Annotated in this window: 21 protein-coding genes; 3 read left to right on the top strand and 18 right to left on the bottom strand. The window is 54.8% G+C overall.

Annotated elements, in window-relative coordinates:
* Positions 1–3 precede the first annotated feature (3 nt).
* From INF86_RS18825 to INF86_RS18740, 18 genes are all read right to left on the bottom strand, one after another.
* Positions 4–801 (bottom strand): PP2C family serine/threonine-protein phosphatase, encoded by a 798-nt coding sequence (locus tag INF86_RS18825; protein WP_003859969.1) that lies wholly within the window; start codon positions 799–801, stop codon positions 4–6.
* Positions 798–2573: a type VI secretion system-associated FHA domain protein TagH gene (tagH, locus tag INF86_RS18820; RefSeq protein WP_032624080.1), complete on the bottom strand. Its 1776-nt coding sequence runs from the start codon at positions 2571–2573 to the stop codon at positions 798–800. Before tagH ends, INF86_RS18825 begins: the two co-directional genes overlap by 4 nt.
* A 90-nt stretch (positions 2574–2663) precedes the next feature.
* Positions 2664–3086 carry a hypothetical protein gene (locus tag INF86_RS18815; RefSeq protein WP_063147831.1) on the bottom strand — a complete coding sequence of 141 codons (423 nt, stop codon included), beginning with the start codon at positions 3084–3086 and terminating at the stop codon, positions 2664–2666.
* 4 nt (positions 3087–3090) lie between these two features.
* Positions 3091–3483 (bottom strand): hypothetical protein, encoded by a 393-nt coding sequence (locus tag INF86_RS18810; protein ID WP_032628301.1) that lies wholly within the window; start codon positions 3481–3483, stop codon positions 3091–3093.
* Positions 3484–4500: a hypothetical protein gene (locus INF86_RS18805; RefSeq protein WP_023306455.1), complete on the bottom strand. Its 1017-nt coding sequence runs from the start codon at positions 4498–4500 to the stop codon at positions 3484–3486.
* A 600-nt stretch (positions 4501–5100) separates the two neighbouring features.
* Positions 5101–5583 carry a type VI secretion system tube protein Hcp gene (locus INF86_RS18800; RefSeq protein ID WP_014884229.1) on the bottom strand — a complete coding sequence of 161 codons (483 nt, stop codon included), beginning with the start codon at positions 5581–5583 and terminating at the stop codon, positions 5101–5103.
* Positions 5584–5763: 180 nt separating this feature from the next.
* On the bottom strand, positions 5764–6213 hold the full coding sequence (locus tag INF86_RS18795) for a T6SS amidase immunity protein Tai4 family protein (RefSeq protein WP_023306456.1): 450 nt from the start codon (positions 6211–6213) through the stop codon (positions 5764–5766).
* Positions 6198–6692 carry a T6SS effector amidase Tae4 family protein gene (locus INF86_RS18790; protein ID WP_022648411.1) on the bottom strand — a complete coding sequence of 165 codons (495 nt, stop codon included), beginning with the start codon at positions 6690–6692 and terminating at the stop codon, positions 6198–6200. The genes INF86_RS18795 and INF86_RS18790 overlap by 16 nt, the downstream gene beginning before the upstream one ends.
* Positions 6693–6695: 3 nt before the next feature.
* Positions 6696–7121, bottom strand: a complete 426-nt coding sequence (locus INF86_RS18785) for a Rap1a/Tai family immunity protein (RefSeq protein WP_032624078.1) — start codon at positions 7119–7121, stop codon at positions 6696–6698.
* Between the two features lie 79 nt (positions 7122–7200).
* Entirely contained in the window at positions 7201–8700 is a 1500-nt protein-coding gene (gene tssC / locus INF86_RS18780) for a type VI secretion system contractile sheath large subunit (protein WP_006810956.1), read from the bottom strand.
* 3 nt (positions 8701–8703) lie between these two features.
* Positions 8704–9228, bottom strand: a complete 525-nt coding sequence (tssB, locus tag INF86_RS18775) for a type VI secretion system contractile sheath small subunit (RefSeq protein WP_022648413.1) — start codon at positions 9226–9228, stop codon at positions 8704–8706.
* 75 nt (positions 9229–9303) lie between these two features.
* Positions 9304–10320, bottom strand: coding sequence for a type VI secretion system protein TssA (gene tssA, locus INF86_RS18770; protein ID WP_023306457.1), 1017 nt, complete (start codon positions 10318–10320; stop codon positions 9304–9306).
* 11 nt (positions 10321–10331) lie between these two features.
* Positions 10332–11048, bottom strand: a complete 717-nt coding sequence (gene tagF, locus INF86_RS18765; RefSeq protein ID WP_006810959.1) for a type VI secretion system-associated protein TagF — start codon at positions 11046–11048, stop codon at positions 10332–10334.
* Between the two features lie 16 nt (positions 11049–11064).
* A complete protein-coding gene (gene tssM, locus INF86_RS18760; RefSeq protein WP_193543799.1) occupies positions 11065–14685 on the bottom strand; it encodes a type VI secretion system membrane subunit TssM in 3621 nt (1206 codons plus the stop codon).
* Between the two features lie 2 nt (positions 14686–14687).
* Complete coding sequence (locus tag INF86_RS18755; protein WP_003859963.1) at positions 14688–15926, bottom strand: DotU family type VI secretion system protein; 1239 nt, start codon at positions 15924–15926, stop codon at positions 14688–14690.
* Positions 15927–15943: 17 nt separating this feature from the next.
* Positions 15944–17287, bottom strand: a complete 1344-nt coding sequence (gene tssK / locus INF86_RS18750; RefSeq protein WP_022648417.1) for a type VI secretion system baseplate subunit TssK — start codon at positions 17285–17287, stop codon at positions 15944–15946.
* Positions 17288–17315: 28 nt separating this feature from the next.
* On the bottom strand, positions 17316–17819 hold the full coding sequence (tssJ, locus tag INF86_RS18745; protein ID WP_193543798.1) for a type VI secretion system lipoprotein TssJ: 504 nt from the start codon (positions 17817–17819) through the stop codon (positions 17316–17318).
* A gap of 23 nt (positions 17820–17842) precedes the next feature.
* Positions 17843–18337, bottom strand: a complete 495-nt coding sequence (locus INF86_RS18740) for an SH3 domain-containing protein (RefSeq protein WP_193543797.1) — start codon at positions 18335–18337, stop codon at positions 17843–17845.
* A gap of 928 nt (positions 18338–19265) precedes the next feature.
* On the opposite strand from INF86_RS18740, the gene INF86_RS18735 reads away from it, so the two are divergent.
* The 3 genes from INF86_RS18735 (at position 19266) to INF86_RS18725 (ending at position 23231) form a co-directional block, all read left to right on the top strand.
* A complete protein-coding gene (locus INF86_RS18735; protein ID WP_193543796.1) occupies positions 19266–20246 on the top strand; it encodes a GlxA family transcriptional regulator in 981 nt (326 codons plus the stop codon).
* A gap of 78 nt (positions 20247–20324) precedes the next feature.
* Complete coding sequence (gene gap, locus INF86_RS18730; protein ID WP_023306461.1) at positions 20325–21335, top strand: type I glyceraldehyde-3-phosphate dehydrogenase; 1011 nt, start codon at positions 20325–20327, stop codon at positions 21333–21335.
* A gap of 213 nt (positions 21336–21548) precedes the next feature.
* A complete protein-coding gene (locus tag INF86_RS18725; protein ID WP_193543795.1) occupies positions 21549–23231 on the top strand; it encodes an alpha,alpha-trehalase in 1683 nt (560 codons plus the stop codon).
* The last annotated feature ends 127 nt before the right edge of the window (positions 23232–23358 follow it).

Here is a 23358-nt window from a genome sequence, read left to right as displayed (position 1 = left end):
TGTCTAATCAGTTCCGCAGGGAAGAAATTGTGCTGCGTCAGAGAGCGTATGCAGCAAAGTGGTGTCCTGAGGGTTGCCCATCCACACCGCCACGGCGGTATAGTTATCCTGAGCATTGCCCTCCTGTTCAGCATTCTTTTGAATGATTTGGTTCATCAAGGTCAGCCACTCCTGTGGCGTATTGACCATGTGCAGCGACTGTTTCATCTGTTCTTCGCTGACGCCGTGCCAGAAACCGTCGGTGCAGAGTAAAAACGCATCACCGTCTTCAACCTGCACGACATCGCTGTAGCTCGCTTCCGGTCCGCCATTCTCAATACCCAGCGCCAGATACAGCAGGTTGCTGTTGAGATCGTCGGTCTGATGCCCGGCATCCTTCATCTGCTGGACGAGGCTGTGATCGGTGGTGACGTGCCACAGCCAGCCGCGACGAAACAGGTACAGGCGGCTGTCACCGGCGTGCGCCCAGTAGGCCAGACGGTAATCCCTGTCGATAAACAGGCTGACCAGCGTGGTGCCCATCCGGCGATAGTCCTGCACCGCCTGTTGTTCGCTGAGGATGGTACGGTTCGCCGTTTGGACGTAGTCACGAATATGCTGCGCATTCAGGTGCTTGTCGCCATCAAAGCGGGAAATAATGCTATTGCGGGCCAGCTCAGCGGCCACCTCGCCGCCCGGCAGGCCCGCAATGCCGTCGCAGACGACAAAGCAGGCTGAACGTTCCCCGATGGTTTCTCCCGTCTGATCCTGGTTGCTGGCGCGCGTCCCCTGGCGGGAGAGAGAAGCCGTTGCGATATTCATTTTTCTTCGGATCCGCTTTGTGAGTCTTTGTACTGATTGACCTCCATGTCATAGGCATGGAGGAAGGCTTCGCCAAACAGGGTATGGAAGTCGTCCTCGATCTCGCCCGCCGTCTCGCCATAGCTGCGAACGAAATAATCCCACAGCGCGGCTTTACGGCTGCCCGGCAGCGCCAGGCGTGACGTCATTCCGTTCTGTTTCGCCTGCTCTTCCAGCTGTTCCGGGTTAAAGGATTGCAGCATGGCGGCGATAATGGCGCGGATACCGGAGATCATCCCCAGCTGGTGCGCCTGCAGATCGATCAGCGCATCACGCACCGATTTGGTCGGCGGCATAAAGCCCGGCATCGGCGTGCCGAACATCTGGATCAGGACCGTTTTACCGGTTGGCAGCAGCTTGAACGGGTTGTTGGCATCGTCGAGCACCATGGTCATATCAGCCTTCACCCCACGCTTGAGGATGGAGCGCGAGGAGAGCAGCGCCACGGTCCCCTGCGAGAACATGCCCAGGATCTGCCCCAGCTGACGCATATTTTCCCGGTCAAACTGCGGCACCGGCTGCATTTCGCTCAGGCCCATGCCCTCCAGCAGCGCCTCCAGCAGTTCGCCCTGAAGCACCTCGCCCCGCTCGCCGGTCTGCGCGGAGGCAGCAGGCGATGCAGCGTTTTTAACCGGGTCGATACGCAGGCGGCCTTTCGGTGCCTGCGCGTTGCTGCGCGCCACGGCCTGCGGCGTTGGCATGGTGAAGCCAGCGTAATCGGGACGCGCGGGCTCTTCTTCCGCGCGCGGCGCGTCCTGTGGTTCAGTCGGTTCCGGATCGAACAGCGGTGAACTGGCCAGCGCATCCTCTTCCTGTGCGGCTTGCGCTTCAGGCTTTGGCTCCGGCTTATCAGCCACGATTTCATCCGGATGGGTTAACGGCGCGCCGCCCATCAGGCCAAGGGGGTCATCGTGACGCGCGGCAGGCGCGCTCGCCGACCCGCCAAACAGGGCTAACGGATCGAGTTCATCCGACGCCTCTTCCTTTGGCTGGGCAGGTTTGCTTTCGTCCGGCTGTACCAGCGTTGAAGGGGTGACATCGTCAAAGATGCTCTCTTTTTTAAACAACGCTTCATCGCTGAACAGCGTGTCCGGGTCCACGTTTTTACGTTCAAGCGACGGATCGGCATCGTTGAACATCGCCAGCGGGTCTTCGGCATTCCGCTCCGGGGCCGCAGGCTGGGAGAACGGGTCGTGGGAGGCCGCGGGCTGTGGCTTTGCCCGATTGCTGGAGATGCTGTCGGAGATGGAGAACTCCTGCATCAGGCTGTCCCAGATTTCCGACGGCACGGCCGTAGGTTCAGCTTTTCCGCGAGGCGCGGCGCTGGCCGGTTTCGGTTGTGCCGCCGGAGCAGGTGTCGCCGCTGGGCGCGCCTGCTGCATGCTGGCCGCCATGCGGCTTACGGGCTGGGTGTCATGAATGAGTTCGCTGACTTCAATGCGATAATCATCAATACCGAGAATATCCCCATCCTGAAGCTCAACCTGACGCCCACGCTCCAGCGGAATATCATTCAATACCACGCGGGTGACGCTGCCGCGGTTCGTGACGCGACATTCGCCGCTGGCGTCGACGTGAACGATGGCCTGCAAACGCGAGATAGTGCGGTCATTGTCCGGCAGCACCAGATTGTTATCCGTACCGCGCCCAATGGTGCCGCCCGGGGCATAAAAATCACAGCTGCTTTGCGGCGGCTGATGACCGGGTTTCGTAGAAATAATCGTGAATCGCATGGCGTATTCCTGCTGGTATGATTAGCGCTCAAACGCTGCCGCTCTCGGGGGTGAAAACGGCGGAGTTTGGGGGTTAAAGGCTGATTAAAGCTATTTGACTACATTCAGGAAAATAATGCCGATAAGCAGCCATAGCGTAAAAAGTAAGGCCTGAACTTTATAGCGTCGATGAAGTTTTAATATCCAGCCGATTCTCTCTTCCGGTAAAGCCTGAACGAATTTATAGGCATCATCCTGAACATTTCTGTCTTTGGTAAATTTCATCTTCACGCCTTTGCGAAGACGAACAAACCAGATTATTTTTTGATAGTTCGCCAGCGAGCCAAAAAAAGATGCGTAATTTGTCACCAGATCGAGATCGTAGCCTTTTTGGCGATATTCAGAGAGAAGCCACTTATAATCTGACTCGTGTTTTTTAAAAAACCGAGAACTGTAAACATCCATGATTACAACGTTAATAAATAAAAGCACAAGAAACAATAACGTTATATTTGCCAGGCATAAAGATGACATGCTTTTAGGGTCCTGTAGCAATCAATAAGAACAATAGAAGCATCAGAAAGACAACAAAAAGTGTCATCCTGTAAAACATTTTTATCCATGAGAAATCGTATATCGATGATACTAATGCTTCTGCCTCCGGAGGGAGATTTTTTTTGCTATTTTGCTTTGTGGCTTTTCCAGCCAAAATCCTTTTCATAAGGAACACACGATGCGCAAATCCGGGAAGACCAAGTTGTTCATAAAAAAGATAATCGTTTACATCTAAATATTGCTTATCACTCAAAATATGAAATGATTTTGATAGCTCCAGGGAATATTTACGATAAAAATAAAAATAAAAACACAAAGAAGCAAACAGTCCTAAAAAAACCAATAAAAGCAATATTAAACGCAAATCTCCATACATTTATTCGTCCCCAGAAAAAATCAAGTTACTAATCCCTTCACCCAATTCAGCCCCTCCTTTAGTACCCATCCAGGCTCCCGCAGAAGTAGCGCCTAGTCCTACAACAATTCCACACACAAGGGCACCAGTACCCATCGTAGGTATTCCCATTGCACCGCAAAGAGCGCCAGTACCTAAAGACGCAGCCCAGGCTCCTCCCGCAGCACCAAGCGTACCTCCACCAAACTTACTATATTCAGTAACAGCAACTTTTCCACATTCATCTTCACGATCGACAGTACAGGCTTTATAAACATCATTAGAAGTATTCAAAAAAGAGAAACCTAGTGAGATCCAGCCCCCTGCTTTCATAATACTAGCCGCGCGAGAAGAGCGTACAATATAATCTGAATATCCAGGGATCGCGCCGATACCAACCGTACTCCATTCATGGACGATAGAGCGGCTTGATAAGTTCAATGCTTTTTTAATATTTTCGTAGGTTTGAATCTTAAGTGTTAGCTTGCTTACGTTATTTAATAAAGGTTTTAGCTGAGAGAATAACGCCCTTCTTTCCATATAAAACTGCTGACCAATTAAAGAACCTTGGGATATAAACTGATTCTGATAAGTCTTCTCAATTTTAATGAGTATATTTTCAATTTGCCTGAAATATTTCTCACCTAAATCACCAGCATTCCCAGCTAGTTTATCACCTAAAGAAGTCAATGCAGAAATATTGTCATAATTAGCGTGGAGATACTCTGCAACCGATGTGTTTAATGATGCCAGCGCATGGTTAATTTTCTGTTTTGCCCTGGAAAGAATACTCAGTTGCGATGACTGATTCGTGTTGTCTGGGTCAGCCACGATGAGTAACTGCCCTGGTTTCAACCAAGGTGTGTCATTGTTTATTTGCATAAAGTATCTAGCGGCTTCGCTATTGACATTATTAAACAATAATCGAGCTTGATAATCTAAAGTTCCAGGATGTTGGACCACACAGTAGCCCGGGCTAACGGTTGAACGATGTGTCATATTTAAACCCTTTAATCAACACACATAGTTGTCCAGAGTTTGCAGTGGTGAATTGTTTAATTATTTTATAATTAAATAAACATTCAAACGCCGATGCACTCTCGAAAACACCGAGGTTTGAAAATTATATCATTCACTTGCCGTTAAAAGTAACTCGCAACTTATACCTTTCTTTAATATTAACCGTGCAGCATATCGAATAGCAGTTTTTTCATTGACAATCTTCAATACAACATCATACTCACTTTTGCGCCAGTCAACCTCATTCAGACGAATACACTCCTCTGTAATCAAGATATGCATTGCTGGAAGTTGGTCATGAGAATTAATAGTTTTCCATTGATTACCAACGCGTTTCATTACAGATGGTGCGTAAACTGATACAGGCCCAATAAAATTTGAATCCAGCCTGATATCAAAACAAGGGATTTTGTTTTTTTAACGTAACAGAAAGTTTCTTATACTGTGCAGGTGGTGAAATGCAAGCACTACAGGCTAATGCGATTGATATTACGTTTAACTCTCTAATCATCATTCACCTGCAACATATTTGGAATCAATCATCATGACCGGGGAGGTTCCCCGGTCATGGATGAACAATTACGCTTCTTTGTTTTCTTTAATGTTCCAGCCAGCGCTGCTTTCAGCACCTTTACCACCGGCAGTGGTCTGCTCCCAGTACTGCTGTTTCACTTTCGCAGCCTGGAATGCATAGGTCACGCCAACGGTATCGCCGTTGTCTGCACCGGTGTACTGAACAGAAGTCACGAGAACGTCTTCCAGGGTGATGCGGGTGTATTCAACCTGCTGACCACCCGCTTTGCAGACGGACAGTTCAACTTTGGTCAGGTGTTTACCGCTTGCGCAGTGTTTCAGGATTGCTGTAGTGGATTTGTCGATCAGAGCGTTAACGTGCAGATCGTTAAAGTTAACTTTACCGGCACCGCCGCCGCCACCAACGCTCATATTACCCGGCTGGGACGCGCCCCAGGAGAAGGAGGTAATATCAGTCCAGCCGGTGTGGTTAGAATCTTTAGATTCGCCCGTAACACCCTCGACCTTCAGAAACATATCAATAGCCATAATATCTACTCTTCGTGGATGAACAATATTGCTTTCGAAAAAGCCCTTATATGGCAAACAGGAAAGCATGGGGCTGAATAAAACCGTCCATATTTTACCTCTGCCTCATATCAAACGACCCGTGTCATTTGACAGTCTTACATTCCCCCTGAATGAACGGAAAGAATGTTAAGTCTTTTACTACTGCGGATTATCCTGAATCCAGGTACGATCAGGATCGCCAATGATGAGCTGCGGAACCAGTTTATTCAGTTCGTCGCTATGATAAAGACGTAGACAATTTAAGGTTACGCCTTTTACATCAGGTTTGCGCTCCGAGTGGAAACCATTAATTTGGTTTTTATACTTCCCAATAATGGCGTTAACTTTGTCAGTACCGTTTTCAGCATCAAACGGCATCCACTCAATAAATGCACTCGCACTGCGGGCCGCATCAGCAGAAAATTGACTACCTTTACCTGCAACCTGCGCAAGGCAGCGCGCCAGGACCAAATCTTTTACCACCTGCCGGTATGTTTGCTGCTGATAAAAATCAACGTAAGGGTTGTCACCGCGAGCAGAAAAAGATAAGCAAGTGAGCAAAAGAAATGCGGTCTTTAGAAACCTGAATATAATTATTTTAATTCCCAAAACCAGATTTCCTGACAGTACGGAAAGCAATCGGAGTTACATATAAACGAATTATTACTCAGAGGCTCGATAAGGTCGATATGACCACCCCCATACCCATCAATTTTATTGAAGAAAACAACACCTTTTCGGCCCAACATTGAGCGTGCACCAGCCTCGCGGTCTTTAAAGATTTCTGCCTTGCCAAACACATGGGATTTATAAAGCTGATCGGCAAGTAATTTTGCGCCAGGCTCGATTGTTTTTCCCTTATAGGGACCGGTCTTTATGGGTAAACGCCCTGTAAATTCAACATTGCATTTTAACAATGCCAGGCTCATTCTTACCGCACAGGTATTTTCGTATGCCGGTTGTTGCTTGATAATCGTCGAATAATCGTAGCCAATTTCTGAAAAAACCTGTTCACCCGAGGCAAAACCCGCGCGTGTGTGATTTGAAGAGTAATGCTGACGTTTAAGTTGTTCGTATAATGGTCTCATTTGTCACTCTCCTTTTTTGCACGGGCGTAATTCTTTCATGCCGTCAATGATGATTTTTGAAGCGCGCTCCTCGCCTTTCTGTTTCGATAAGTTCGCAAAACGAGAATAGAGAAACTCATGTATTGTATTTGGCAAAAAAGGCCTGCCCTTGCACCATGCAGTGCCCTCAGACGCGTCGACTACGCCGAGAAGATACATATTTGCCTTAATGCGTTCACGTTCATTCGTTTTCGACAGCCAGGCTTTAGCAAAACGCTCTGCACTCAGATTTAAATCGTACCCTGTTAACAGCGTCGGATCGCGTTGGAAGTTTGATGTGTCATCCTGAGGCAATGCTTCCGCTTGAGGGTATTTGTAATTTCCTGCCTCCGCGCTTGCGAGAGTAGAAACTGCCAGCAAACTGGTCGCGATCAAAAGTATATGTTTCACCGTCTATCCTTATTCACTGACAGAAACAAGCTAAGCTCTTCCGCTCAAATTGCCGGCCCCTTCGGGCCGGCAATCATCATTACGCGTCCTTCGTCTTCAGCGACGGCAGTTTAGATACCAGACGCAAGGAAACGGTCAGGCCTTCCAGCTGGTAGTGTGGACGCAGGAAGAACTTCGCGGCGTAGTAGCCCGGGTTGTCTTCAATTTCCTGCACCTGCACTTCCGCAGCCGCCAGCGGTTTGCGAGACTTGGTTTCCTGGGAGGAGTTAGCCGGGTCGCCGTCCACGTAGTTCATCACCCAGTCGTTCAGCCAGCGTTCCATCTCTTCGCGCTCGCGGAAGGAGCCGATTTTGTCGCGCACGATGCACTTCAGGTAGTGAGCAAAACGACAGCAGGCAAACAGGTAAGGCAGACGGGAGGCCAGGCGCGCGTTAGCGGTGGCATCCGGGTCGTGATACTCGGCCGGTTTTTGCAAGGACTGCGCGCCGATGAAGGCGGCGAAGTCGGAGTTTTTGCGGTGAACCAGCGGCATAAAGCCGTTTTTCGCCAGCTCGGCTTCACGACGATCGCTGATGGCGATCTCGGTCGGGCATTTCATGTCCACGCCGCCGTCATCGCTCGGGAAGGTGTGGCACGGCAGGTTTTCCACCGCCCCGCCGGACTCCACGCCGCGAATCGAGGTGCACCAGCCGTACTCTTTGAAGGAACGGTTGATGTTGGCGGCCATCGCGTAAGCCGCGTTCGCCCAGGAGTAGCTGTTGTGGTTCGCGCCGTCGGTCTGCTCTTCAAAGTCAAAGCTGTCGACCGGATTGGTGCGAATGCCGTACGGCAGACGCGACAGGAAGCGCGGCATGACCAGGCCCAGATAACGGGCATCTTCCGATTCACGCAGTGAACGCCAGGCGGCGTATTCGGTGTTCTGAAAGATTTTTGTCAGGTCGCGCGGGTTAGCCAGCTCCTGCCAGGACTCCATCTGCATAACGCCCGGCGCGGTGCCGGTAATGAACGGACAGTGGGCCGCAGAGCCGATGCGCGCCATCTCGCCCAGCAGCTCAACGTCCTGCGGGCTGTGGTCGAAGTAGTAGTCGCCTACGATGCAGCCAAACGGCTCGCCACCGAACTGGCCGTACTCCTGCTCGTAGATTTTCTTGAAGATCGGGCTCTGGTCCCAGCCCACGCCCTTGTAGCGCTTCAGGGTGCGGCCCAGCTCCTGCTTGGAGATGCTCATAAAGCGGATCTTCAGCATCTCGTCGGTTTCGGTGTTGTTCACCAGATAGCTCAGCCCGCGCCAGGCGCTCTCCAGCTTCTGGAACTCCTCGTGGTGAATGATCTGGTTCACCTGCTGTGAAAGCTGCTCGTCAATACCGGCAATCAGGTTCTGAATGGTGCGGTAGGTATCGTTTGAAAAGGTCACGGTGTTTTCCAGCGCCTGCTGCGCCAGGGTTTTTACCGCGCTTTCTACGGCAGAGCGCGCCTGATCGGTTTTCGGGCGGAACTCTTTATTCAGCAGCGCGCTGAACTCGTCCTGGCTGAAGGCCTGGCCCGCCTGCTGATCGTGTTGTTGGGTCTGGTTGCTCATCGATTATTCCTCGCTACCTTTTGCACTTTCGTCATTTTTTGGCATCTGGCTCAGGGATTTGAGCAGCGTCGGATCCTGAAGGATTTTTGCAATCAGCTCTTCCGCGCCGTTTTTGCCATCCATGTAGGTCAGCAGGTTAGAGAGCTGGGTGCGCGCTTCCAGCAGCTTGTTCAGCGGCTCAACCTTGCGGGCCACCGCGTCCGGCAGGAAGTCGTCCATACTGTCAAAGGTCAGATCGACGTTGAGCTTACCTTCGCCGGTCAGGGTGTTATCCACCTGGAACGCCACGCGCGGCTTCAGCGCCTTCATGCGTTCGTCGAAGTTGTCGATGTCGATTTCAAGGAACTTACGCTCGTCGACGGCTGGCAGGTTTTCCACCGGCTTGCCAACCAGATCGGCCATAACGCCCATCACAAACGGCAGCTGAATTTTGCGTTCTGCGCCGTAGATCTCTACGTCGTACTCGATCTGCACGCGGGGAGCACGGTTGCGTGCGATGAATTTCTGTCCACTGTTACTCATTGCCATGATGTTCTCCATCAAAGATGCGCGGTGAAGGTGAAACGGCAGACTCCATGCCTGTCGTCATAATGCCAGGACGCGTCATTCGCGGCGTCCAAAGATGTTTTCCAGTTGGTTAACGCCGTCTGGCGCCAGGTCGCGAATAATGTCCATAAAGTTGAGTTCAGACAGCCGCTGCACCCGTTCAATCATCAGCGGTGCGGGGTGGCTGGGTTCGTACTGCGCAAAATACTGTTTCGCTTTTTCCAGCATCAGCTGCGCGTCGGCGCGGCTGGTCACCTGCACGCTGCGCCAGTCCGTCACCTGCTGAACGGGCGACGCGGTCACCGGCTGCGGCTCGGCGTGCTGCTCAGCCTGCGCGTCACGGTTCGGCAGCAACTTGCTGATATCGGTCACCTGACAGGCGCTCGAAACCTGCCCGACGGTTTTCAGCAGCTGTTCCATCTCCGGTACGCCACTTTCCCCGAGATAGCCGGTAAGCAGTTCGCGGATGGCGAGCAGGCGTTCGTTGATCACGATTACCGCTTCGGTGCCGGGCTGATCGCCCCGGGCCAGCTCATCGATCAGTCGTGGACGACCGCCCGGATAATCCGGACACTCTGTTTTACTGCCGTCAAGCAGCGCCTGGGCGTCACGGAGCGAAATCTCATCGCCGTTAGAGCGGAGCAGTGAGGCGTTACGCACCGCGACCGTCAGGTCAGATTTATCGCTCAGCCCGGCGAGGGCGTTAATGCGGTAGAACGGATCGGTTTCGCCATACTCTTCCAGCAGCGGGTAAAGTTGCTCCCAGTAACGGGACAGGGCTTCCTGCACCAGCAGTAGCCCGTCGGCGTAACCTGCCAGCCCGCGACGACGCGTCCAGGCATGGGTTAACGCCAGCATGACGCGAAGATCTTTGGTGCGGCCCAGCAGGCTGGTGGCGAGTCTTTCCACCGTGTTCCAGTCGGCAGGCTCTGCCGGAATGATGGTGTCGCCAAACTGCTGTTCGGCTTTGCCCTGACTGGCCTGCCCCATGGCCTGGAAATCAGCGTCGTACTCCAGGTTTTCACCGCAGGGGTTATCGGGGCTTATCGGCGCGAGAAATTCATCGATATTCATAAGATCCCTGCTTATTCAAACATAGGCGGGTAAAGACCGTGGCGGCCCGGACGGGCGCCGCCTGCCGGATCGAACAGCAGCGTAAAGAGCTGCCCGGTGAAGTTTCCGCTGTGGACGTGGGTGTAAAGCGGATAGCCGTCGCAGCGGTTTGTCCACCAGTAGCTGGTCTGGCGCAGCGGATCAAAACACTCCGCCGCCTGCGGCCAGCCCAGCGTGCTCTGCCCCTCGTCGTCATAGCCAATCACGTCGAGAATGTCGGAACGCTTTTGCGGCTCAACCGGCTGGGGCGCCGGGATGGTCATCAGCATTTCATCCAGCTGGGAGGCAGAATAGCTGTTACGCACCGCGTGCAGCCCCAGACGGCCAAGCTGCTGGTACCAGCTTTCAGCCTGCCCGAGCAGACGGGATGACCACTCGGCCGGGGTGAAGCTCAGTTGCAGGCATACCGGATAGTGACGGCCTACGCTGTCACGGCCCGGTAGCAGGCAGCCCATCTGAATCATCTGGCTACCAAGCATCGGCGGGACGACAAAGTTCCACACCGGGGCTTTAGAAAACGGGCGCTCACCGCTGCGCTGCTCTTCCTGTTGCCAGGCCAGCAGGCCGACCTGAAACCAGTGCGACCACTGGCGTTGCAGGGTATCCGGAAAGCGACGCTGCAAAAAATCTCCGGCGCTGGGTAATTTGCCATACCAGCTATAACGGTTCATCGCAGGGGTATTCGTCATACGGCTGTCCTTGCGGTTATGGGCATGAGAAACGGGGAAGCTGGAACGGGTTACGGATGCTGTTCGGGGCAAACTCCAGCGTGACCTGATGTCCGTCGACGTTGAAGGTCGCCTGACGGCTCAGGCTACCCGCGCCAGGGCTGGTGCGCGCCTTGTCGAAAAAGCGGTTCAGCGCCCAGGAACCGTTAGTCACCAGCGTTGCGGTGCTGCCATTGGCCAGACCGAGCTGCATACGCACCTGGTTCGTCCCGCCCGGCCCCGGCCAGGTCATGATCTGCACCGCCTGCGGACCGTGGCTGTAGCGCAGCAGTTGGCCGTCCACGTCCAGCGTCAGGTTCAGAATGGTATTGTCCATACGCACGGTGCGCACCGTCACCTTGAAGGATGGCGTGGTCGCGCCGTTTGCGAAGAAGGCATCGCGGACAGACTGCGCCTGCTGGAACGGACGCAGCAGCCCTTCACTGCCCGGCAGCGTTTTACCGTCGATGCCCGGCATAAAGCGCCAGTTCGCCTGGGTGGTGTCCACCTTGTTGGTCAGGTTGTCGCGGAAAAAGGCGTCCATCAGTCCGGTGCCCGGCGCGAACATGCGGGCGAGATCGTCCGGCGTCACCTCGGTGCTGGCGCTGCGCACCAGCGGATAACGCCCGGCAATCGCCTGACGGCAGAACCCACCCACTTCCACGTTAATGCGCTTACGCACGTTCTCCAGATCGCGACGCTGAGTGTCGCTGCTGGCGCCGACGGCCATATTGCTGAACATGGTTTGCAGCCCGCCCGGCAGACGTCCCGCGCTGGCTTGCAGGCGGCTAATTGCATCGCCGCCCGGCGCGGGCATACCGCTGTTGGCTGCATCCTGAACGGCGGTCAGGTAGCGATAAAGCTCGTCAACCTGCTTAAGAAAATCATCAAAGACGATGGTCTTGCCGCCCTTCTCCAGCGGCTGCGCCAGCTCAATCATCGGCGCATAGTGGTCGGTCACCAGTTGCTCAGGCGCCTGCGTCACAACCGCGCCCTGCGTCGGGGCATTGTCACCGTTGCTGAACAGCGCTTCCAGCGTGCGGGTGGCGCGGTTGCTTTGGTCTTCCGCTTTCTGCGCATCTTCCGGCGCAGGCGCAGTGCGCGACAGGGTCAGCACCTTGCTCAGGTTAAGTACCAGACGGCGCAGCGGCGAATTGGTGCCTGAAAGCAGGCGCGCGGTGTTGATACGCTGGGAAAGATCGGCGCTGTTGTTGAGCTGAATATCAGCGAGAAAGCGATCCCAGTTAACGATAAAGTCGCGCATGTAGAGCTGACGCACGGCGTTGTCGATCTGCTGTTTATCTTCCTGGGCAGTGGTCGCTCCCAGTACCCAGGCATCGTCCTCGTGCAGGGCGGTGGTCACGCTGTCGATCTGGTCGTTGAAGCTTTTCCAGTAGCCGTCCGGCGTGTAGAGGCCCGGTACGCCCTCACTCACCGGCTTGCCGCTTTTGCGCGAAAACACCAGCTCGCTCTGCGGGCCGCCGAGATCAGAAAGCGAAACCGGCTTCAGGTTCTCATCATGCTCCAGCAGACGTTTCAGGCGGCCATATACACGTGTTGAGAGCGGCTGCTGGTTGATCAGCGCCCTCTCGCGGGCCACCAGATCCTCATCCTGCGCATACGGTGAAGCCTGAATTTTTGGCTCCAGCAGCTGCGTCAGGTGCCATTCCAGCTCCTGAAGCTGCGCCTGCGTCACGTTCTGCGGCAGGTTGCGTTGCAGGTTGAGCATAACCCACGAGTGCAGGAATTTACCGTCATAATGCTTAGGCTGGTAGAGCATCTGATAGGCTTTCAGCGCCTCATAGCTGTACTCCACGTCGCTGCCGTTGTCGTTGCGCAGCCAGGTGGTAATGTGCATCGCCACGGCGGGGAGCAGCATCTGATCCAGCGCCTTCTGATACAGAGACTGCGAGGCATCGCTGACGTCATCCCCGCGATAAAGCCCCATGCGGCGGGAAACCGGCGGGTTGTTAACGTCGAAGGCATCGCTTTTCGGCAGATCCACCAGGCTGTTAAGCAGCGGCAGAAGCGCAAACAGATCTCGCTGGGGCTGGTTTTGCAGCGCCTTGCTCTGCTGCTCCAGCATCGGCACTTTTGCATCTACCTCTTCCAGATAAGCTTTATTTTTGGCGTAGCTGGTCAGCCACAGACCACCCAGGATCACCAGCAGGGCCAGCAGCGCCGCGTAGCCGGACCACATCACGGCGCGGTTGCGCAGCTCCCACCAGCGGTTTTCCCCGGCGATGCCCGCTTCCTGGAAAATCACGTTTTGCAGCAGATTTTTAATGAAGAAGCTTTGGCCCTTCGCGCCCGGGATCGGCGCCTCTTTGCTTACCGAATCCCAGCGCGTGCTTTCCTCCCCTTCAGGTAAGGAGAGCGCGCGGTTCAGCTCGCCCATCACGCGGTCAAACGGCATCCCTTCCTGGGTGCCGCTGGCAAAGTAGATGCCGCGCGGCGAAAATTCGGTTTCGAAGTTTGAGCGGGCAAAGACCGTGCTCAGGTAGTCTGCCAGCAGCGGACGCAGCGCGGCGAACTCCTGCGGGAAGAGATAGGCTTCCGCACGGGTTTTGGCGTCATGCTCTTTAAGCATGGTTTCCGGCAGGCCAGCATCCAGACGCTGTTGCAGCAGGGAAAATTCCTGCTGGAAGTTGCCCATCAGGTCGTAATCGGCGTGTTTGGTCTGCTCCCACGGCAGCGTAAAGCCCCAGATCTGATCGCGCTGGGCTTTGTCGTAATCCGCAAACCAGGCGCGGAAGCCTTTAAGCAGATCCGCTTTGGTCACCATCACATACACCGGGAAGCGAATACCCAGCTGTTCATGCAGCTCGGAGAGACGCTGGCGCAGGTTGACCGCCTGCTGGCGGGAGGCCTCAGCGGACTGCGAAAGCAGGTCGGAAATGCTGATGGTGATAATCACGCCGTTGATGGGCTGGCGACGGCGGTATTTACGCAGCAGGTTGATAAATTCCAGCCACTCCCCGGCGTCCTGAACCTGCTCGCTCTCCTGAGTGGTGTAGCGCCCCGCGGTATCCAGCAGAACCGCCTCGTTGGTAAACCACCAGTCACAGTTGCGCGTGCCGCCAATGCCGCGCAGCGCGGTTTTACCGAAGCGGTCCGCCAGCGGGAATTGCAGCCCGGAGTTGGCCAGAGCGGTGGTTTTACCTGAACCCGGCGCGCCAATAATGACGTACCACGGAAGCTGATAAAGGTACTGCGTGCTGAAGCGCTGCGTCCACTGCGCGCCATGTCCCGCTTTGCTGAAGTGGGCTTTTTTCAGCATCTGGGCGGCTTCATCGAAACGCCCGGCAAGGATCTGCTCCTCGCTGTTCAGACGTTTCTGCGGATCGGCCGCCTCCGGGCTGGTGGTATTTTCGTTAAGCTTGTCCATCAGCTTACGGTTCAGCCAGGCGTTATACAGCCGCGGCAGAATGTGGCTCTGGGCCCAAATCAGGTAGACCACCGCAATGCTGATGACGCGGTTCTGCTCTGATTCAAGGGGCCGGGTGTCCACGATGGACAACAGCGGGCCAATCATCCAGATGACCGCCGCGAGCGCCGTTACGCCCAGGAAGCTCCACAGAATGCGATTGGTCAGTATAGAAAGTAGAGTAGTCAGCATCCTTAGTTTCCTTGCGGCAATCCGTTCAGCTCGGCCTGGGTATTGTCAGGCGATACCAGCAGCGTAATCTCCACGCGGCGGTTACGGGCGCGATTTTCAGGCGTCGTGTTAGGCGCTACCGGGTTGATCTCGCCCCGCCCTTCGGCTTTGACGCGCTCAGGCTGCGAGAGGCTACCCTGGAGCTGTTTTTGCACCGAACGGGCGCGCTCAAGCGAGAGTTCATAGTTGGAGGCGAAGCGTGCGCTGCGGATCGGCACGTTGTCGCTGTACCCCACCACCAGAATTTTGCCGCTGACGTTATTCATCGCCTGGGCGATGCGGTCGATGACCGGCTCATAGCGATCGCGCACCACCGTTGAGGCCGAGGCAAAGAGTCCGTCCCCTTTCAGGATCACCACGCTGCGATCCGCCTCATCCTTAACGGCCACCAGACCGGCATCAATTTCCGGTTTCAGGAAGCCGCGCAGGTTCAGTACCGCCGGCAGCTGGCGCGCAGGTTGCTGGATCGTGGTTTCCGGCAGTTGGGACTGGTAAATTTTCGCCAGCACCGGGCTGGTGTTATCACCGAGACGCCAGTTCAGCACGATATAGAACAGGCAGGCGATAAAGCCGACCAGCGCCACGCACGCCCAGAGTGGAATCATCGGCCGCCAGAGCTTGCGCAGAACGGGGCGATCTTCCGGGTGCGGCGAGAGCGGCGGCGGGTAGCTGCCGCGAACGCCACGGATCATCTGCCACAGGCGCTGTTTGATGGTTTCAAGCTGGGTCCGGCCATTGTCCAGCACGCGGTAGCGGCCTTCAAAGCCGAGCAGCAAACAGTAGTTGATCATCTCCAGCAGCAGAATGTGTTCGCGCGGATTCTGCGAAAGACGTGCCAGCAGCTGGAAAAACTTCTCGCCACCCCAGGTTTCGTTATGAAACGTCACCAGCAGACCATTGCTTGACCAGACGCCGCTGCTTCCCCAGGGGGTCAGAGCGGCGGCTTCGTCCAGCGCCGTGCAGAGGCAGTAGCGCGCGCCGACAATCACTTCATACGGTAAGCCCGCCTGCTGGCATCGCACCTCGAAACGGCGAATTTCGTCAATCAGGCGCTGGCGCAGCCCGACCTGATCGTCGTGGGAAACCGAATGACGGATTTGCGGAATCGCATTGAGCAGCGGATTGGCGGCCGCCACCAGCTGATTGTTCCCACTGGCTCCGGTAAACACGGCATCACTGCCGGTATCCTGTCGTTCCTGCATATTAAGCGCTCGCTTTATTATTCTGTCGGGCTACGGATGGCCCAGAACTCCATATCGAGACCCGGGAATTCCCCTGCGAGATGCAGCGCGAATGCCCCAGACTTGTCCATCTCGTGCCACAGTTCGCTGCCCCTCTCGAGCTCGAAATAGCTGTAGCCTGCATGCCACGGGATCTGCGGCGGCGCGACGGGCATTGCCCGAAGCATGATGCCCGGCAGCTGGAGCTGAACCAGATCGCGAATTTTCGAGACTGGCGCAACCTTCATCTGGGCAGGGAAATGGGTTTGCAGGTGTTCGCCGGGGACATTGGCTTTTACCGCCAGCACGAAGCCAAATTCGCGGACCATGCTGGTCTCCGGCACGGTGGCGATGTTGAGACCGTGAGAGCGTTCGTGCAGCGGCAGCTGGATGGCATGATCTTCCATGACCAGCGACAGCCCCTGACGCAGCATCAGCATCAGTTTGCCGAAGCAAAGGGCGAGATCGTCATGGTCGTATACCGGCAGTACGCTCTCTGCGGTACGCTGCGGCGTCCAGGTGGCGAGTTCCGTGGCAAACGGCAGCCAGCTTCGCCAGAGCGCTTCAGGGTGAAGCAGCGGCAGCGTTTTTAAATGTGAGATGTCGCCAAGGTGGCGGTTGATCAGCGAAAGAAGCGTGAACTCAACCATCTCGGACGTATTGAAACGCCCCGGCTGGCGCAGGCGGCCGCCGATCTGCTGGCTACGCTGCACCAGCAGGCCGTGCAGGTCATTGATCATGCCGTACAGCTGCGGGCTGTTATTGGCGTTCAGCATTGGTGGGATGTAGCTGTTATCCAGCCGCACGTGGTTGTCGTTGCGCTTTTCAGCGACGCACGCCACGCCGATGGCGGTCCATTCTGCCGTCAGATCTTTCTCCAGCATCAGGGTCAGACGCAGGCGGCCAAACTGAACCGTCGCTTCCCCGACCGACATGGCGTTGTCGTCTTCTACCTCTTGTTCAAACGTAATAAAACGCGCCAGAGAAGAGTGCTCCTCGCTGAAAATCACCTCTTCACGTCCACCGCGACGAACCGGCAGCGCAAGCACCACCTTTTCATTGGTAAGATTATCGGGGATTTTTAGCGGGGCCGGACCGTTGCGGTCGCTGCGCACCTGGAAAAAGGTGCCGTCAGGGAGCAAACCGCTACAGTAGCTCAGGGCAATACAGCCCTGGCGAAGCATCGCTTCATCCAGCTCAAGGTCGAGAAAGCCCCAGAGATACGAACGCTGCAAGGCCCCCCACTCACGAACGTGGTTGAGGAGGTAACTTTCTGTCCGCTGAAAATGGTGGGGACGCAGGAACATGCCCTCGGTCCAGACGACCTTTTCTGCTTTCGTCATGATGATCTCTTTCCTGTAATGAAGGGCGTTACTGGTTGATGACCCGGATACCATTTACGTCAAGGAAGACGCTGGCCTGGAGTTCATCTGCGGACCATTTCCAGAACTGGTAAATCGCGTTTTCGCCGGGAACAGGCAAAGGAAGTGAGACGCGCCATTTTTTGCCGTCCAGTACCTGGTATTCCGCCATTACGCCGATATAGCGCGCTTCCGGTGAGCTTTGACCGCTCAGGGTTTTCGAAAGCTGGCCCGGCATCAGGAAGAACACATCGCTGTTCAGCAGATTCGCGCCAAGCGTGGCTGACGCGTTGTTCTGTAAGGAGTAGAAGTCGCTGGACATGAAATCCGCATCGGATTTCAGCAGCAATACTCTGACCTTAAGCGGTGCAGAATCATTGATTTGAGGATGAGCCTGAAACTGAAGATTGTAGCGGGAGGGGTCGCTGTGTGAAGACGACGTACAACCACCGATCAGCGCGAGAATCAACGCAAAAAAAGGGAACCACATCCGATGGAAATTTTTATTATTCATAAAAATATGCTCGTGAAACCCGTTTAGTTCAGGATCCAGGTACCGTTCACGCTGTCTTTGCAGGCTTTGCTGTTGCCATCGACATCAACACAGGTGGTTTTCTTGCGCGCTTTAGGGCGCAGTGCCTGTTTACGCACGGTGGCTTCGTACTGGTCGGCCTTGATCACGGCACGCATCGGCACGTAACCAATCAGCTGTTCACTCCCATCATTGGCCAGCGCCATCCAGAAATGTTCAACCTGCCCAAGCACGACGTAAGTTTTTCCGGTCTCAAGCGTACGGATCACTTTTCCACCGTAGTCAGGACGGCTCATCAGGGATGCCGGGTACATAGCACGATACGGTTCATTCACCTGAGTGAACTCCGCCGGAGGGGTAACAGCGTGACGGTGCGTCAGCGTGATGCCATTAACCTGGCTGGTCACAATCGTATCATCGGTGATCGCTGGTTTTTGCGGCGCCTTACAGCCCGCCACCGCCATAACAAACAGAAGTGATAACAATACACGCAGTTTCATATGCTTTTCCGTAGCGATATTTAGAGGATGAAGAGAGGGGATAAAATTTGACTTAGGTGCTATTGTTAAAAATAGTCAGGTTTTTCCGGGGCGTTACTATTATTTGGGCATAGCTACCGCACGAGCCTTCGAGAATAAGGCCCAGCGTAATCCTGACATATTTTGACAAACGGTAAACAAGTTTACATGAGCTTATCACCTTTTCAATATTTCCTTTTTCGCTACTGCTGATTCATGAGGCATTCGCCTCACTCTGAGATTAATCTGAAAAATAGAGAAATCACGCAATTAACTGATTTAAAGACAAAAAAATCCAAAAGAGAACCATTATCACTAACGTAATACCACTATTCCTGCCACTACCATAATTAGTAGAACGGAGAATTTTTCAGTTGCATATGAATATATCTCACACGAATTATTTGTTATATCGATAGCAAATCGTCAATACTCAGGACGATGTCCCATCAAATTAAGAAAACACAGTAAGGGTGAAAAAATTAATTTCACGCCGCAAATTAACTTTATGCTCTCCCCTTCTTAAGATAATTTTCTCTCGTCTGGGCCGTATAAATAATTAAGCGTGACTACAATCTTGCTCGCCAAGGCATTGCTCAAAATATAACCCACCCTTACCACGTAATTAATAAAGACGCTGCTTTCGACAGGCGAACTTCATTTGGCATTTTACCGTCACTACACTATTGCTTGCTTTCCACCACTCCGACGACTTATTACAAACATGATGAAAATTTGTTATGAGTTCTTTGCTTTCCCGCACCATAGCTTACAGGCCGAGCGGTAAAAACAGGTTAAGTGGGTATCAAAATATGTGCCGTTGCCGGCATCGGGGTTGACCAGAACCGTGCTTGGTAACGGTCAACGTCCTCTACTTGACTTATATTGTAAGAAAGGTACTTTTCAGGACATGAAGAAGATCCTGATAATTGTTCCTGATGGTGGCATGTTGTTTGAAGCCGCCGGTATAGCCGACATTCTGATGCAGGCCAACCGTCTGCACCCGGACGGTCTGGCGCAGCCCCGCTACCGCATCATTATTGCCACTACCCAGCCTCACCTGGTGATCCATGGCCAGTCCGGCTTAAATCTGCTGGCGGACTATCGCCTGCCGGAGCTGGATCCGCGCGAGCCGCTGGACACGATTATCATCACCGGCCGTGGCATGAATGAGCAGGAAAGCACTGCGGTGGTGGACTGGCTGCTCCTGGCCGCGCCGCATGCGGGACGCGTCGCCTCTGTCTGCGGCGGGGCCCTGCTGCTGGCACAGGCCGGACTGCTCGATGGGCGCCGGGCAACGACCCACTGGCGGCTTCTGGAAACGTTGAAAACCCGCTATCCTGCGGTCAACGTTGAGGGCGGCCCGCTCTATGTTCAGGATGGTCCCGTCTGGACATCCGGCGGCGTCAGTTCCGGGTTTGATCTGACGCTGGCGCTGGTAGAGGATGATTACGGATTCACCCTCGCCCGCAACGTGGCGCAGGATATGGTGATGTATCTGCGACGGCCTGGCGGCCAGCTACAGTTCAGCCGCTATAATCTGGAGCAGTCCGGCGCGACCGGACCGGTTAGCGAACTGCAAAGCTGGATTCTGCAAAACCTCACCGCAGATTTGTGCGTCGAAAGGCTGGCCGCACGGGTCGCCATGAGTCCGCGCAATTTCACCCGCGTGTTCACGCGTGACGTCGGTGTACCTCCGGCCCGTTATGTCACCGAAGCCCGCCTGGCCGCCGCACGACAGCTTCTGGAGCAGACCCCGTATCCGCTTGAGGTCATTGCCGAAAAAAGCGGGTTTGGGACCAGCATCAACCTGCGCCGCGTTTTTGAAAAGCAGCTTCATCTCACGCCGGGCGAATATCGCCAGCGTTTCCACTGCCGCAGAATGGCGTAATCTGATCCTTTTTTGTCATTTACGCCAACCGACCTGACACCTACAGTAACTCCAGACAACACAGATAAGGAGTGCATCATGGTTAAGGTCGGTATTAACGGTTTCGGCCGTATCGGACGTAATGTCCTGCGCGCGGCGCTTGGCAATCCGGATCTCCAGATTGTGGCCATTAACGATCTGACGGACAGTAAAACCCTCGCCCATCTGCTGAAATATGACTCTCTGCTCGGCACGCTACCGGTACCTGTGGAAGCGGCGGACGGCGCGCTACAGGTTGACGGGCAACGCATCACCGTATTCAGTGAACGCGACCCGGCAAACATTCCGTGGAAAGACGCTGACGTTGAGGTGGTAATCGAAGCCACCGGTTTCTTCACCGAACGTGATAAAGCGGCGGTGCATATCACGAGCGGCGGCGCAAAACGCGTCATTATTTCCGCCCCGGCTAAAAATGATGATCTTACGGTGGTAATGGGCGTGAACCACACGCTGTACGATCCGGCCCAGCATTTTGTGGTCAGTAACGGGAGTTGCACCACTAACGGTCTGGCGCCAGCGGCGCAGGTGCTGCACCAGCAGTTTGGCATTGAACACGGGCTGATGAACACCACGCATGCCTACACCAACAGCCAGGCGCTGCATGACCAGCCAGAAAAAGATCTGCGCGGCGCGCGTGCGGCAGCATTATCGATTGTTCCTTATTCCAGCGGCGCGGCAAAAGCGCTCGGGAAAGTAATCCCCGAACTGGACGGTAAACTCACCGGGTATTCCCTGCGCGTGCCGGTGCCAGTGGTGTCGATTGTCGATCTGACGGTGACGCTGAGCCGCAACGTGACCGCCGAAGAGGTGAATGACGCGTTCCGTCAGGCTGCCGGTAGCGGGCCGCTGAAAGGCATCCTGGGCTACAGCGATGAACCGCTTGTCTCCAGTGATTATCAGGGCGACCCGCGCTCATCCATTATCGACGGGCTTTCAACGCTGGTGATTGGCGGGAATATGGTGAAGATCCTGTCGTGGTATGACAACGAGTGGGGCTTCTCAAACCGTCTGGTGGATTTGGCGGTGCTGATGGATAAAAAAGGGTTGTAGGGCTTAAGCCGGGTGGCGTGAAGCTTACCCGGCCTTTCCGTGGTGTGGTTAAAAATTAAGTAATCCAACCCTGGTGTAGTGAAAGCGCACCCGAATTATCTGGTTATGCGAAAAATGGGACATTCAACACGCGAAGTTATCGATATTCGTCTAAGGTTTTCAGGTAATTGACAACAGCGGTCACGCTGCTCAGCGAAGACAGGAGACGAACCGATGATAAGACCTCGCGCACGACGCCCCGCTTTTTTACCCCTTGCGTTGGCAGGCGCACTACTCGGTGTTACCGCATTTGGTTATGCTGAAGACCAGCCAACGAGCCAGCAAAGCTCACCTGATATTCTTCTTGGCCCCCTCTTTAATGACGTTCAGAGCGCCAAACTGTTCCCGGATCAGAAAACCTTCGCGGATGCCGTTCCCAAAAGCGACCCGCTGATGATCCTGGCGGATTACCGGATGCAGCATACCCAGTCCGGTTTTGACCTGCGTCACTTCGTGGAGATGAATTTTATCCTGCCGAAGGAGAGTGAGAAATATGTTCCCCCTGAGGGCCAGAGCCTGCGCGAACACATAGACGATCTGTGGCCTGTGCTGACCCGCACCACCGACAAAGCGAACAAATGGGACTCCCTCCTGCCTTTGCCAAAACCCTATGTCGTGCCGGGAGGACGCTTCCGCGAAGTCTATTACTGGGACAGCTATTTCACCATGCTGGGGCTGGCCGAGAGCGGCCACTGGGATAAGATCGGCGACATGGTGGACAACTTCGCATACGAGCTTGATACCTGGGGCCATATCCCTAACGGTAACCGCAGCTACTACCTGAGCCGCTCTCAGCCACCGTTCTTTTCTTTGATGGTGGAACTGTTGGCCACGCATGACAGCGACGCGTTGAAGAAATACCGTCCGCAGATGGAGAAGGAGTATGCCTACTGGATGGAGGGGGCTGATGGGCTCCAGCCTGGTCAGGCAAACAAACGCGTGGTGAAGCTGGATGACGGCTCCCTCCTCAACCGCTACTGGGACGATCTGGACACGCCACGCCCTGAGTCGTGGCTGGATGACGTGACCACCGCCAAAAATAACCCTAACCGTCCGGCCACCGAGATTTACCGTGATCTGCGCTCTGCCGCGGCCTCGGGCTGGGATTTCAGCTCCCGCTGGATGGACGATCCCCAGAAGCTGGGTACCATCCGCACCACCAGCATCGTGCCGGTGGATCTGAATGCGCTGATGTTTAAGATGGAAAAACTGCTGGCCCGTGCCAGCCAGGAAGACGGGGATACCGCCAGCGCAAGTAAATATGACGCGCTGGCCTCCGCACGTCAGAAAGCCATGGAGAGCCACCTGTGGAACGATAAAGAGGGCTGGTATGCGGATTACGATCTGAAAACCAGGAAGGTGCGTAATCAGCTGACTGCCGCGGCCCTCTTCCCGCTGTATGTGAAGGCCGCATCACAGGATCGCGCCGATAAAGTGGCCGCAGCCGCATCGTCGCGCCTGCTGAAACCGGGCGGTATTTCTACCACCACCATCAACAGCGGGCAGCAGTGGGATGCGCCGAACGGCTGGGCGCCGTTGCAGTGGGTAGCGGTGGAAGGGTTGCAGAACTATGGTCAGCAGAAAGTGGCGATGGACGTGACCTGGCGTTTCCTGAAAAACGTTCAGCATACCTACGATCGCGAGAAGAAACTGGTTGAGAAGTACGATGTCTCTTCGACAGGTACCGGCGGTGGCGGCGGTGAGTATCCGTTGCAGGACGGTTTCGGCTGGAGTAACGGTGTGACGCTCAGGATGCTGGACATGGTCTGCCCGAAAGAGAAGCCGTGCGACAGCGTACCGGAAAATCAGTCTGCGGCAAACGATGATGTTGCACCTGCTAAACAGGCGGCGCAGTAGCGCCCCTCACCCTAACCCTCTCCCCAAAGGGGCGAGGGTTCCCCAGTGATTTCAAAGCAGAAGCAATAACGCTGCCTTCAGAATAACTGAGAGCTTTCAGCGATGACCTGGTCCGGCTGTAAATCGC

This window comes from Enterobacter cloacae complex sp. I1M (assembly GCF_014982425.1).
GTDB lineage: Bacteria > Pseudomonadota > Gammaproteobacteria > Enterobacterales > Enterobacteriaceae > Enterobacter > Enterobacter intestinihominis.
This window is presented reverse-complemented; position numbering and strand designations above follow the sequence as displayed.